The organism is Marinobacter sp. (assembly GCF_033722735.1).
Classification (GTDB): domain Bacteria; phylum Pseudomonadota; class Gammaproteobacteria; order Pseudomonadales; family Oleiphilaceae; genus Marinobacter.
On the sequence record NZ_JAWVYN010000009.1, the window covers coordinates 20,154 to 32,431 of the forward strand.

General features: G+C 58.9%; 11 protein-coding genes. 6 read left to right on the forward strand and 5 right to left on the reverse strand.

Going from position 1 to position 12,278, the window contains the following annotated elements; all coding sequences use genetic code 11:
• Positions 1–56: 56 nt before the first annotated feature.
• The 3 genes from R3175_RS08475 to R3175_RS08485 all read left to right on the forward strand — a co-directional run bounded on the left by R3175_RS08475 (position 57) and on the right by R3175_RS08485 (position 2,855).
• Positions 57–1,520 carry an NAD(P)/FAD-dependent oxidoreductase gene (locus tag R3175_RS08475; RefSeq protein ID WP_318943733.1) on the forward strand — a complete coding sequence of 488 codons (1,464 nt, stop codon included), beginning with the start codon at positions 57–59 and terminating at the stop codon, positions 1,518–1,520.
• 152 nt (positions 1,521–1,672) lie between these two features.
• Positions 1,673–2,503, forward strand: a complete 831-nt coding sequence (locus tag R3175_RS08480) for a metal-dependent hydrolase (RefSeq protein ID WP_318943734.1) — start codon at positions 1,673–1,675, stop codon at positions 2,501–2,503.
• Between the two features lie 178 nt (positions 2,504–2,681).
• Positions 2,682–2,855 carry a hypothetical protein gene (locus R3175_RS08485; RefSeq protein WP_318943736.1) on the forward strand — a complete coding sequence of 58 codons (174 nt, stop codon included), beginning with the start codon at positions 2,682–2,684 and terminating at the stop codon, positions 2,853–2,855.
• Positions 2,856–2,859: 4 nt separating this feature from the next.
• Here R3175_RS08485 and R3175_RS08490 read toward each other — a convergent pair whose 3' ends face one another.
• Positions 2,860–3,669, reverse strand: a complete 810-nt coding sequence (locus R3175_RS08490; protein ID WP_318943738.1) for a transporter substrate-binding domain-containing protein — start codon at positions 3,667–3,669, stop codon at positions 2,860–2,862.
• 280 nt (positions 3,670–3,949) lie between these two features.
• On the opposite strand from R3175_RS08490, the gene R3175_RS08495 reads away from it, so the two are divergent.
• Positions 3,950–6,355 (forward strand): putative bifunctional diguanylate cyclase/phosphodiesterase, encoded by a 2,406-nt coding sequence (locus R3175_RS08495; RefSeq protein WP_318943740.1) that lies wholly within the window; start codon positions 3,950–3,952, stop codon positions 6,353–6,355.
• Between the two features lie 24 nt (positions 6,356–6,379).
• Here R3175_RS08495 and R3175_RS08500 read toward each other — a convergent pair whose 3' ends face one another.
• Positions 6,380–7,210, reverse strand: a complete 831-nt coding sequence (locus R3175_RS08500) for a helix-turn-helix domain-containing protein (protein WP_318943741.1) — start codon at positions 7,208–7,210, stop codon at positions 6,380–6,382.
• Positions 7,211–7,537: 327 nt separating this feature from the next.
• On the opposite strand from R3175_RS08500, the gene R3175_RS08505 reads away from it, so the two are divergent.
• Positions 7,538–8,500, forward strand: a complete 963-nt coding sequence (locus R3175_RS08505) for a triacylglycerol lipase (RefSeq protein ID WP_318943742.1) — start codon at positions 7,538–7,540, stop codon at positions 8,498–8,500.
• Between the two features lie 52 nt (positions 8,501–8,552).
• The gene (locus tag R3175_RS08510) at positions 8,553–9,590 is read left to right on the forward strand and encodes a lipase secretion chaperone (protein ID WP_318943743.1); all 1,038 of its coding nucleotides are present in this window, start codon (positions 8,553–8,555) and stop codon (positions 9,588–9,590) included.
• 56 nt (positions 9,591–9,646) lie between these two features.
• On the opposite strand, the gene R3175_RS08515 is transcribed toward R3175_RS08510, so the two are convergent.
• The 3 genes from R3175_RS08515 to R3175_RS08525 all read right to left on the reverse strand — a co-directional run bounded on the left by R3175_RS08515 (position 9,647) and on the right by R3175_RS08525 (position 12,241).
• Entirely contained in the window at positions 9,647–10,678 is a 1,032-nt protein-coding gene (locus R3175_RS08515) for a hypothetical protein (protein ID WP_318943744.1), read from the reverse strand.
• 63 nt (positions 10,679–10,741) lie between these two features.
• Positions 10,742–11,518, reverse strand: coding sequence for an SGNH/GDSL hydrolase family protein (locus R3175_RS08520; RefSeq protein ID WP_318943745.1), 777 nt, complete (start codon positions 11,516–11,518; stop codon positions 10,742–10,744).
• A 177-nt stretch (positions 11,519–11,695) separates the two neighbouring features.
• Positions 11,696–12,241, reverse strand: a complete 546-nt coding sequence (locus R3175_RS08525; RefSeq protein WP_318943746.1) for a DUF1415 domain-containing protein — start codon at positions 12,239–12,241, stop codon at positions 11,696–11,698.
• Positions 12,242–12,278 lie beyond the last annotated feature (37 nt).

Here is a 12,278-nt window from a genome sequence, read left to right on the forward strand (position 1 = left end):
GCTCGTTGATTCCTGATGACCGATAGCCACAGCGTTCGGCCGGAGGTACTGGCACCATGCATGAGCACTACGATGTCCTGATTCTCGGCGCCGGATTATCCGGCATCGGGATGGCCTGTCATCTCACCCGCCAGTGCCCGGACCTGAACTTTGCGTTACTGGAGCGTCGCCAGGCCATAGGGGGAACCTGGGACCTGTTCCGCTATCCGGGTATCCGTTCAGACTCCGACATGTTCAGTTTCGGCTACGAATTCCGGCCCTGGAACGAGCTGAAAGTGCTGGCAGACGGCCCCTCCATTAAGCACTACATCATCGACACCGCCAGGGCTTTCGGCATCGAAGAGAGAATCCGCTTCGGTGTTGAGGCCAGGACAACGAACTGGCGCAGCGAGCACCAGCACTGGGCTGTCACGGGTTATCACAGCCAATCCGGTGATGAGCGGACCTATACCTGCAACTACCTGGTCGTGTGTACCGGCTACTACCGCTACAGCGCAGGCTACCTACCGGACTTTCCGGGCATTGAACGATTCCAGGGACGCTGCATTCACCCGCAGCAGTGGCCGGAGGGCCTGGATTACCGGGGTAAGCAGGTGGTGGTGATCGGCAGCGGTGCAACCGCCATGACCCTGGTTCCGGCAATGGCAGCAGACACCGCTCGTATCACCCTGCTGCAACGATCGCCCTCCTATGTATTCGCCTTGCCATCCTATGATGCAGTCTCCGCGGCCTTACTCAAGGTGTTGCCGGAGAAATGGGTATATCAGCTGGCCCGGCAACGCAACATTCTGCTCCAGCTTGCCATCTACAAAGGAGCCCGACGGTTTCCGTCCGCGACTCGCAGGCTGCTGCTGAGGCACGCGCGAAAGCAGCTGGGCAAGGACTTTGAACCGAGGCACTTCACCCCGCGCTACAATCCCTGGGACCAACGTATCTGCCCGGTACCGGACGGCAACCTGTTCAAGGTATTGAGAGCCGGTCAGGCCTCCATTGAAACGGATGAGATCGATACCTTTACCGAGACAGGTGTCCGCCTGAAATCCGGCAAGGACCTACCGGCAGACATCGTGATCACTGCCACTGGCCTGCAGATCGAACTGATGGGCGGCATGGCCGTGAGCCTTGACGGACACCCCTGTGATTTGAGCGAGCGCCTGACCTATAAAGGCGTCCTGGTGGAGGGGCTCCCCAATCTAGGCTGGATCTTCGGCTACACCAACGCCTCCTGGACCCTTAAGGCAGACCTGGCCGCCAACTACTTGTGTCGACTGCTCAACCATATGCAGCTCAATAATCTGCAGGAGTTCGTGCCCCGGGACAGGGAAGGCTCGGCCACTGAGCGCAGTGTGATGGACAGCCTCAGCTCCGGCTATATCCGTCGGGCCAGCGGTATCCTGCCGCGCCAGGGCGCCAGGTTACCCTGGCGGGTACTCAACGACTATGGAAAAGACCGCAGCATGTTGCTCAACGACCCGATTGACGACGGTTATCTGGAGTTTTCACCCACTTCCGCTGGCTGAAAGACTTCCCGCCAAGCCCGACATTTGCCCGAATGCCCCTATCCCCGTTCATTTAAGGCCAGATGCAAAGCTTCTGTCCTTAAATGAACGACCATTCCTTTCTTGCTTTTCGTATCGTGGTTCCAAGGACAACAATTCAACCGAGGTCACTTATGTCTGCAGTAAAATCGTCTTTTCCGGTTCGTCGCCAGGATTTCGAGTTTGATGAAGTTCCTCGTCACTGGGTGGCTAACGATCCGTTCATGACCCACGTGTTCAACGCCCTGTCCGCGCTGTTCCCGGATGGCGAGCGGTTCTTCGTGGCCAGTGTGCGCGCCGTTCGTGAGAAAATTGAAGATCCGCAACTGCAGAAAGACATCGGTGCGTTTATTGGTCAGGAGGCCATGCACGCCAAGGAACATGGTAACTTCAACGCCGGTGCCATCAAGGAAGGCTTCGACATCCCGAAGCTGGAAGGCTGGACCCGCAAGTTCCTGTCGGTGGCCGACCTGCCGATCTTCAAGAACGACAAGACACATCTGGCAGTCACGGTGGCCCTGGAACACTTCACCGGTATCCTGTCCGCCCAGCTGTTGAAGCGGGAAGACATGGTGGAACTGATCGATCCGTCCATGCGTAACCTGTGGGCCTGGCACTGCGTCGAGGAAAACGAGCACAAGGCGGTTGCCTTCGACACCTTCGAGAAGATCTACGGCAAGGACATCGCAAGCTACGCCCTGCGGATGGGCATCATGGTCCTGGCAACTACCCTGATCATGGTCGCCATTCACGCCTTCATCGTCGAACTGATGCGCGAAGACAAGCAACTGGGCAATATCAAATCCTGGGTGAAGGGCCTGAACACGCTTTGGGGCCGCCACGGCATGTTCAGCGCGATCATTCCGGAATACCTGGACTACTTCAAGCCCAGCTTCCATCCCTGGGATCACGACACCAACTTCCTGCTCCAGCGCTGGCGCAAGAAGACCGGTCTCACAGCCTGATTCCGGATTTCACTGCCGATCTCAAAAAGCCAGGATATGCGTTTTGCTATCCTGGCTTTTGTTTGTTCTGCCGAAAAGTTATTTCCCAGCCCTCCGGGCCCGGCGTAGGATAAGTAGTTAGGGAGCCTAACGAATGCTTCCCAGGCCAATTGCTTCTATTCAGCAGTGGAGAAAGGTCATGAGAGATGAGCAGTTCAAACAAGAACATCCGGTGATGAACGAGGTCGCCCAGACCTATGTGGATCTGTACACCCATCGCCGGGACGAGAAGACCCTCCAACAACTCCTCAAACGAGGGGCCAAGCTGCACGAAAAACTGGAGAAGGTCCTGGCAGCCAAGCCCGCGGGCTAACCCGCTATTCCCCCATTTCAGACACGGTGAGCCCGTACTTGTCCAGCAACTGCCGGTAGGCGGGGGTCTGTTTGAATTCCACCAGGGTCGTGGTAAACCGGGCGGCGAGCTCCAGGGCCGCCGGATTACGGCGACTGAACGCCATGTAGATCGGGCTCCGATTCACGGGTGGGTCCATAAACTGGAGCGCAGCTGCACGTTGTTCCTCACCAGCGGCACGACGGATGGCAAACGGGTTGCCCACGGCCACATCGAACCGTCCGCCCATGACCATGCGTACCAGGGTAGGCTCATCCAGCACACTTTCCTTGAGCAGGTAATCCGCCGAATCAAAGGCCTCACCATAGGTATAGCCCCTGATCGCCCCGATGCGGTAGGCCGCCAGATCCTCCAGCTGGCCATGAAATGAGATATCGTCGCCTGCGCGGCTAAACAGGTGGTTATTCTCAACAGCATGGGGTACCCCCGCGTAAACCACCGACGGGGCCCGCTCTGCGGTGTTGGAAAAGGTGGTCACCATATCCACCTGACCGTCCTGCAAGGACTGCAGTACCCGCGGCCAGGACAAGCGACGATAGGAAACCTCCAGATTGAGACGTTCCGCTATCCGTTCCAGCACCTCAATGGAAATGCCCTGCAAGCGGCCATCATCGACAAAATAGAAGGGCGGATAATCGGCCTCCGCCAGGGCCGCGGTCAGCTTGGTCGGGATGGCATCATCTCCATCCGACTGGCTGTTCGGCATCGCGCCGGTCACCTGCCAGGTGAACAGGCTCAGTACGCCCGACAGCAGAAGCCAGTTCAATTTGGCCATTTTCTCGTTCTCCCGTTTGACAACACCGCGCCCGCCGACCCCGGCACACAGACCACACCGCCCCGTTGGCCATTTCCCCAACAGGCGTTCAGGCTCCAGCTTACACTCATTGTTGATATTCCCCCTGAAAACACCATGGGCGCAATTTAAACTCTTGCAAAATCCATCGGCCAATCCGCTCCGGCCTGCTGGTACTCGATCTCGGCCAAGATCTACCTCCCTGCACCCGCCTGCTAAAATGGGTGATAAGGTGGACGACGCTGCCGGGACCCCAGCATCAATGCTCGAACTTTCAGTCAGTTCAAAAAAACAGTGGAAGATCGTTTCCCTGGTCACCGGATTGATGGCGTTGGTTCTGGCCGCGGTCATCTTCACCGTCGCGGTCGTCCAGCTCCAAGCGGCGGTGGCGGCCTGCGTGGCGGGCAACGGCATTTGGTCCCGGGCACAACTGGCCTCGGTCAACTACCTGGACGACTACGCCGAGTCCGGCGATCCGGATGACCTCAGGCTGGCCAGAAAATGGCTCGACATTCCTCTTAGCATTCTCCGCGCCCGTCTCGAACTCGACGGGCCAGCCCCCGATCTCAGGACTACCCGCTCGGCGCTGATTCGCGCCAACATTCATCCAGACGACATTGGCCGGTTGATCTGGCTCTACCGCTACTTTTCCGAGTACCCGGATTTCAATCGGGCGATCGAGGAATGGGAACGGTCAGACCGGGACATCCTAACATTGTCAGAGGTCGCGAACCGACTTGAGCAGGCCTGGGTCAATCCGCCGCCGTCGCCGGCCGTGCTCCAACAGGCCCGACAGGACATTGCCCGGCTGGCCGCCAACCTGGAAGTGGTCGCGCTGGAGTTCCGCCTTGCGCTGGGGCGGGCGGCCCGTAACGCCACAGCCCTGTTGTCGGTGGTCAGTCTGATTTTTCTGGCACTCGTCGCGCTTGGTGCCTGGCTACTGTCAAACCGGCTGGTGGTAATCCTGCGTGGCACCGAACAGAAGTTCCGTACCATTTTCGAGCAGTCGGTGATGGGTATCCTTCAGTTGGATCATCGGGGTACCGTGCTGGATGCCAACGACGCGTGCTGTCATATCCTGGGCTACGACAAGTCGCAGTTCCGGGCCATCCGGTTCCAGAACCTGGTTCATCCGGAAGATTGGGAGCCGCCCGCCAACGTCCAGGAAAGCCTGGTTGCCGGGGGCATGGCGAGCCACACCCGAGAGCAGCGCCTGGTCAAGAGCAATGGCGATATCATGTGGGCGCGGCTTACGGTGTCGGTTATTCACGACGCCAGCGACCGCAACCCCTACTTCATTGTGATGCTGGAGGACATTTCGGAGTCCCACCGTCTTTCCAGGGAACTCAGCCATCAGGCCACCCACGACCCGCTGACCGACCTGCTGAACCGACGGGCGTTCGAGCACCGTCTGGCCAGCACCCTGGGCCGGGCGAGGAATGACGAAACCGCCCACGCCCTCTGTTTTGTCGATTTGGACGGTTTCAAACAGGTTAACGACACTTCCGGCCATGGCGCCGGTGATCAGTTGCTACGCCTGGTATCCCAGACTATCAGGGGCTGCATTCGGGAAGGGGATATTCTTGCCCGACTCGGCGGTGATGAATTCGGTATCATTCTGGAGAACTGCGACCTGCAGACTGCCGCCGCCATTGCCGAGAAACTTCGAACCACAGCGGAACAGCTGACCTTTGTCTGGGGGGACCGGCGCCACCACATCGGTTGCAGCATCGGTATCGTCCGGGTTGACAAGCATGCCCCGGATATCAGTGCCTTGTTGAAAGCCGCCGACATTGCCTGCTACACCGCCAAGGACCAGGGCCGCAACCGGGTGTGCCTGTCCAGCCAGGAGCTACCTGCTGAGTGGCATGAACGTCGTCACCACAGCTGGCTGAACAACATCGATGAACTGCTCGACGGCAACCGTCTGCTTCTCAACGCACAACAGCTGGCACCGACGACACCGGGCAGTGGCGAACTGCGTTATGAAATCCTGATTCGGATGGCAGACGATGACGGCCGAGTCGTCACGGCGGCCGACTTTCTACCGGCCGCGGAGCGCTTTGGCGTCATGCACGAACTGGATCGCTGGGTGATCAGGACAGTACTGGACCGATTAACGGCAGCCCCGCAGCACCTGGAGCAGCTAGCCGCCTGCCACATCAACCTGGCCAGCCGTTCCTTCGATCAGCCGGATTTTGCGGCCTATGTGGCCAGCCTGCTTCAGCAGCGCGAATTTCCCGGCAACAAACTGTGCTTTGAGATCACGGAGGAAACCACAGTCCATCACCTGGTGGACGTCCAAAGTTTCATGAACCAGCTCAGCGGCCTTGGGTGTCACTTCGTCCTCGACAATTTTGGCAGCAGCCTGACGTCGTTCAGCTACATGCGTGGGCTACCGGTGGACAAACTGAAGATTGACGGGGCCTACATGAAGGAATTGCTCCAGGACGACACCGAACTGGCCACGGTCCGGGCCATTCATGATATCTGTCATTCCATGGGCATCAAGACCATCTGCAGCTTCGTCGAATCGGAGCAAGTTGCCAGTGCGTTGCGGAAATTGGGGATAGATTACCTCCAGGGGCACGCCATTCACCCACCCTGCCCTCTGGACCAATTACTGAACGGGGAGGCCCGACGGGTCCAAGACAACCCGCCTTGCTGACAGCGCGCTTGTCACCTGGCGTCTCTACGGTTCACGCCTGAACGACACCGATTGCTCCGAACCGCTGACGGCCTGGGTCGGAGCGATCAGCTGCGTGCGGCCCAGAACCGTGAGCACGTCGGAGGGTTTGAGCCCCAGGGTGGATCGGAAGGTATGGGAAAAATGGGCCGAGTCCGTAAATCCGGCGTCTACGGCCGCCTGCGTCAACGATTTGCCCTGAGCGACGCCAAGGGTGGTTATAAAAAGCCGATGCCACTGCCGGTAACGTCGAATGGGCACACCTACCTGATGACGGAAGAGCTGGATCAACCTGGGCACGGACAGGTTGACCGCCTGCGCCAACTCTTCCACGGACCGGTTAACCTCAACAGACTCGCGGATCAGCGCCACTACTTTCGCCACCCTCGTATCCACCTCGGGGTAGGGACTCTGACGCGGGTTAATGATGCGTTCCAGGGCGGCATAGGCCGCGTCAGACGGTTGGGGGGCCTGGTGCAGAGCCCGGAACAATGAACGGAATTCAGTTTCCCGGGGAACGTCGATGGCGGCTCCCTCCCCCACATCCGTCATCTGCCCGTGCAACCAGGCGTAATCCTGTCCCAGGGCATCCAGGTAACAGATGCCGATCATGGCCTCACCGGTGTCCACGGTGACCGAATCACCCGGGGGAAGGAGCAGGCTCCGGCACCACCTTGGCGTCGCCATGCCCGAAGTTCGGAAACTGAACTCCCCTTCAAGGGTCACGGTCAGTGACGCTGCCGCCTGACTGAACTGAACCGGTTCGAGCAGTTGGCCAATATGCAGCGTCCGCCTTGGCCATAGATACAGAAGATTGGGAGAAGATTGATCTGGCACTGGTTATTCCCCGGCAGAACCAGACCGCCCCGGCAAGAAACAAACAGCATCAGGAAGACCGGGCGCCCATGGAAACTGCCGATTGTTATTGTTGGGTCTTTGAGCATTCTATGCCAATCCCTGATCAATTCCGCAACGGCTCGTTCAATTCGTGACCGGAACCGCGTTTTCCCCGAAGTCGGCAGAACTTCATCAGTTCTTACAAGCCCAACGTCATTTTGCACCGCTATGGTGCTCCTCATGATGGTATCGGGCTTCCCGCACCCGGCTGTATCCATCCTGCAGTAATCACTCATGCAGTAACAACAATAAACAGGAAGGGAAAACATGAAAAAACTGATCCTCGCCCTGGCCGTCATCCTCGGCCTGGGCACCACCGCTTCTGCGCACGCAGGTCTATTCAGCGCCTGGTTCAGCAACGACGACGCCAAAACCCGGCATCCCATCGTGCTGGTGCCGGGCATCTTTGCTTTCGACACCATCGCCGGTGTTGATTACTGGTATCGCATTCCCGCCGCCCTGGAGTCCGAAGGCGCTACCGTTTTTGTTCCCAAGATCAACGCCTTCGACAGCTCTGCCATGCGCGGAGAACGGCTGATCGAACAGCTGGACGAGATCCGCGCCGCCTCCAACGGCCAAATCAGCAAGTTCAACCTGGTTGGCCACAGCCAGGGTGGTGTGACGTCCCGCTATGTGATGAACGTGCGGCCGGACCTGGTCGCCTCCGTGACCACCATGCACACCCCCCACAAGGGTTCTCCACTGGCCGACATTGTCACCGGCGTGGCACCGGAAGGCACCCTGCAAGGCGTCGCGTTCGAAACCTTCGCCAACGCCGTTGGTGACCTGGTCAACCTGCTTTCAGGCAATCAGCATGATGACGCCGATATCTACGCCATGCTGTCAGAGTTCAACAAGCCTGGCGCTGCCGCCTTCAACCAGCAGTTTCCTGCCGGCGTTCCAACCTCTGCCTGTGGCGAGGGTGCCAGCCAGGTCACCATTGCCGGCCACGACATTGCGCTTTATTCCTGGAGTGGAACCGCTACAGTGACCACCGGCGTCGACCTGTCCGACCCGATGTTCGCCATCACCGGTCTGGCCTTTGACGAGCCGAACGACGGCGTTACCGGTCGTTGTTCCAGCCACTTCGGCCGGGTGATCAAGGACAACTACACCATGAACCACATCGACGTGAACAACCATCTTCTGGGCCTGGTATCGCTGTTCGAAATCAGCCCGGAAAGCCTGTTCCGTAACCACGCCAACCGCCTGAAGCGGGCAGGTCTCTGATCCGCTGATCACGCTGCCCGGCCGTTCGTGCCGGGCGAGCTAGGTGCTGACCATGCGAAAACAGACTCTCTTTATCCTGATTCTGACCATCACCGCGGCAGTAGCAACAGGCTACCTGTTGGTTCCGGGAACGCCACAAACGCCGGAGATTTCAGGCCCGGTGTCCGCACCAGCCACTGGCCCCACACCGGCGTTGGCCGTTACCGGCCCGATGCCGCTTCCCATTACCTCCAGCACTGCCGAGACTCTCCCGCCACTTCCGTCCCACCTGGCCAATGCGCACCCCGACCTCCAACTGCAGGTCAACGCCAAGGGGGCCTTGATACCAACGCCAGACCTTCGCCGGCTGTTCGATTTCTTCCTGTCCGGCCTGACCGATGAGCCCCTGGAACGGGTGCTGCATCGCATCGAACAGGCGTTGACCGGACAGCTGGCCGACAGCCCCAGGGCCCTGGCCGAGGCACGGAACCTGCTGACCCGTTACGTGGACTATCGCCTGGGGCTGGACGATCTGGAATCGGCATCGGCGGCGGTCAGGACGTCCGACGGGTTCAACCTGGAAGCACTGCGCAGTCGTCACCAACAGTTGCAGGCGTTGCGCGCCACCCATTTCAGCGCCGAGGAAACGGAGGTGTTCTTTGCTCTCGACCAGGTACAGGACCAGTACATGCTCGACTACCTCAGCGTGCAGCAAAACCCGGCCCTCAGCGAGCCGGAACGCGCCCAGGCGCTGACTGCGCTGGAACATTCGCTGCCGGACGAAGTCCGCCAGCTGCGCCAGCGGGTGACCCGGAACGCCGACCTGTACGAACAAACCCGGAAAATGCAGCAGCAGGGAGCCAGCGGTGCGGAACTCTATCAGGTCCGGGCCCAGGCGCTCGGCGACGAGGCGGCCGCCAACCTTGCCGAGTTGGATCAACAGCGCGCCCAATGGCAACAGCGACTGGATGCCTTCGCTGTGGAGCAGGAACGTATCCGTCAGTCAGAAATGAGCCCGGGAGCCCAGCGAGCGGCGATCGAGCAATTGATCAGCAGCGAGTTCAGTGGCACCGAAGCGCTGCGGGTACGGGCACTGGCGCCAGAACTCTGATGGCTGGCGTTCAGTCACTGGCCGCTGGGGCGTGCCAGTCGCCATCACCGGGATAGTCAGTTGCGACCATAGAGCCGAGGCCGTCGGTAGCGAAAGAAACCGTTCTGCTCTTCCCGGGCGATGGTCTCAGCCTCATGACCGAAGTAGTCCACCCTCAACGACTGTAGCGCAGGCTCCAACGGGTCGCGGGGCTGCTGCTCCACCAGTTTCTGGCGCTCGGTCATGTAGGCCAGCCCTCTTTGCCATCGTTCATTGCGGCGCTGGTCGCGATTGGCCAGCCGCTCGACCTGCGCTGGGGAATACCCGAGTTGGCGGCGGATTCGATTGATCTGTTGTTGGCGATCGTCTGCGGACAATTGCCTCAGCTTTTCCTGAACAGAGCCCAGACCAAAGTAGACCTGGGCAATCAAGCCATTGTTCACGACCAGAGCTTCCGGACCGGTTCCGTAGGTTTCTTTCAACTGGCTCTGCAATTGAAACAGGGTCTCATCCAGTGTGTACTCGCTCGCCTGATCGAGGGTTTCTATGGTTCGCCGAACGGTTTGCTGATTTTTCGCCCAAAGCTGACGCTCCTCGGCCCAGATACGCTCGGCATCGGCACCAAACAGAGCCAACCGCTTATTCCATTTGGCGCCCTCACGCTCCAGATAGGTCATCTCGTTTAGCACCAGGTAGTTGTCTTCCAGCCAATCCTGGTAAGCCGCCAGCTTCGCCAAGGTGGTAAATATGTCATTGGCATGGTCTGGAAACGCCAGCATGATCGCCTGTTCAAACAGGCCCCGCCCCATCATGGGGTGATCCGCCATTAGCCGCTCCCGAAACCCCAGCAAAAGCGCCTGCGCCGCCCTGTCGTGAATGTCTTCGCCATACGTTTCCAACAGCTCAACCGCCAGCTTGCGGACCAGGCGTTGTCGTTCCGCATCAACCTGTTCCAGTGGGTGTTGCGGCCCGACCAAAGCGCTGTTGAGGGCGATCTCTGCGTCAGCAGTCGCGTTACCCGTCGCAGGCACTGCATCCAACTCGCCAATGCCATAGACCGCAACCAGTGCGCACAGAAACAGTAGTACCGGCAGGAGTTTTCCAGTCATAACTCAGGCTCCGATCTGTTGGGAAAGGGCGGCCGGGCGCACTTTCCACCCGGCCGACGATCTTCACAGCAGCGGCTGTAGCCGGGGCCAGACGAGATCAGCGAGCTTTCTGGAGCCGTTGGTGTTGGGATGAATGCCATCGGCAATGATGTCACTGTCATTGATCGCACTGCGCGGGTCCACAAATTGACAGCTCACCGCAGAGTAATGGCAGGCATTGGCAAGCGCCATGTCCCCGTAGTCCACCGCCTCCTCCATGCTATCGAGCAGGAAAAGCCCGTTCTTGGTGTAGTAGTAACCAAGATAAATGACGTTATCCACACCATCGGCGTGCATGTCGTTCAGCAGATTGACCCCTTCCACATACAGGTCATCAATCAGCGCCTTACAGCGACTGCTCAGCTGGCCGAATTCGTACCATTGGGTCTTGCAATCGTAGGGATCAAACAGGATGGCCGGAATGAGGATGTCATTGCCGCCGCCATCCATCACCACCGTGTCGATGGCCGGGTTGTCGGCGCGGGCAATGGCATACTGATCCGCAATCGAGGTGGCCACAACGCCACCGGTCAGCTCTGCCCCGGACAGGGTGTAGCGCCGAAAGCTCTCGCCCGCTCGCTCCTCCAGAAAGTCCTGGAGCTCACCGGAGAGCGCAAAAATGGAGTCGCCGATGGTAATAACCTGGTCGTTATCGGCGTCCGATACCCTCGGGTTGCTGAGCAAACCGCCGGCGCCACCGCACCCGGTCAGCGCGATCGCCAGAATCGATGTCATTAGATACTGAGCGAAGGTCAATGCCTTGGGCAGGGCTTGCCCGTTTAGATTGGTTCTCTGTTTCATCGTCGTTCCCTTTTGTTGTATTTGTATAAGAACTGCAAAACAAATTTAAACAAAGACGCGAACCGAGAAACGACGACTGGTTAACATTTGCACAGACAAAACGACCTATCACCTATTTTGAGGGACGGCTAAAAGACCGAGCGATCGTCCAACACTTCCCCCATCGGTACGCCGTTGTTATTTGCCCTGACAGAACCTCAGCAAGGCTCTCATGTGTGCCGGCCCAAGCTGTCTCACCCGCTCCATGTTGCGCTCGGGGATGGCCTCCGGCTCCGGATAGTGATCAATGGCGCGGCTCAGGCTCGCCTCTCGGAGCAGATGAAGCATTGGGTAGGGGCTGCGGTTGGTGTAGTTCTCGACGTCGTCCGGGTCTGTGCCATCAAACTGATAGTGCGGGTGGAAACTGGCGAGCTGATAGGTTCCCTCATACCCGAAATGCTCCAGCATACCCTCTGCCAGCGCCAGGAACTCGATGTAATCCTGGAAATCGGTCAACACGTCCGGATGAATCAACAGGGTAGTCTCTGTTTCCGGGTGGCGGTCAAGATGGCGTATTTCCTCTTGCAGGCTCAGGGCCAGTGCCTCTTCGCAATCCGCATGGCAGACGGCAAATCGAATTCGCTCCTTGACCAATTCACGCTTGGCGAAGGGGCAGAGATTGAGGTCGATGACCACCCGTTCAACCCACTGGCGGGTCGTATCGATACAGGTCTGAGGATTCAAGTTGGGATTCCGGGTTCAAGATTCGGCAAAGAGACAC

What these genes read in the sequence shown, in the direction of transcription:
- R3175_RS08480 (WP_318943734.1), top strand. Translation starts at nt 1,673, where the DNA reads ATGTCTGCAGTAAAATCGTCTTTTCCGGTTCGTCGCCAGGATTTCGAG.
- R3175_RS08505 (WP_318943742.1), top strand. Translation starts at nt 7,538, where the DNA reads ATGAAAAAACTGATCCTCGCCCTGGCCGTCATCCTCGGCCTGGGCACC.
- R3175_RS08510 (WP_318943743.1), top strand. Translation starts at nt 8,553, where the DNA reads ATGCGAAAACAGACTCTCTTTATCCTGATTCTGACCATCACCGCGGCA.
- R3175_RS08515 (WP_318943744.1), bottom strand. Translation starts at nt 10,678, where the DNA reads ATGACTGGAAAACTCCTGCCGGTACTACTGTTTCTGTGCGCACTGGTT.
- R3175_RS08490 (WP_318943738.1), bottom strand. Translation starts at nt 3,669, where the DNA reads ATGGCCAAATTGAACTGGCTTCTGCTGTCGGGCGTACTGAGCCTGTTC.
- R3175_RS08495 (WP_318943740.1), top strand. Translation starts at nt 3,950, where the DNA reads ATGCTCGAACTTTCAGTCAGTTCAAAAAAACAGTGGAAGATCGTTTCC.
- R3175_RS08520 (WP_318943745.1), bottom strand. Translation starts at nt 11,518, where the DNA reads ATGAAACAGAGAACCAATCTAAACGGGCAAGCCCTGCCCAAGGCATTG.
- R3175_RS08485 (WP_318943736.1), top strand. Translation starts at nt 2,682, where the DNA reads ATGAGAGATGAGCAGTTCAAACAAGAACATCCGGTGATGAACGAGGTC.
- R3175_RS08475 (WP_318943733.1), top strand. Translation starts at nt 57, where the DNA reads ATGCATGAGCACTACGATGTCCTGATTCTCGGCGCCGGATTATCCGGC.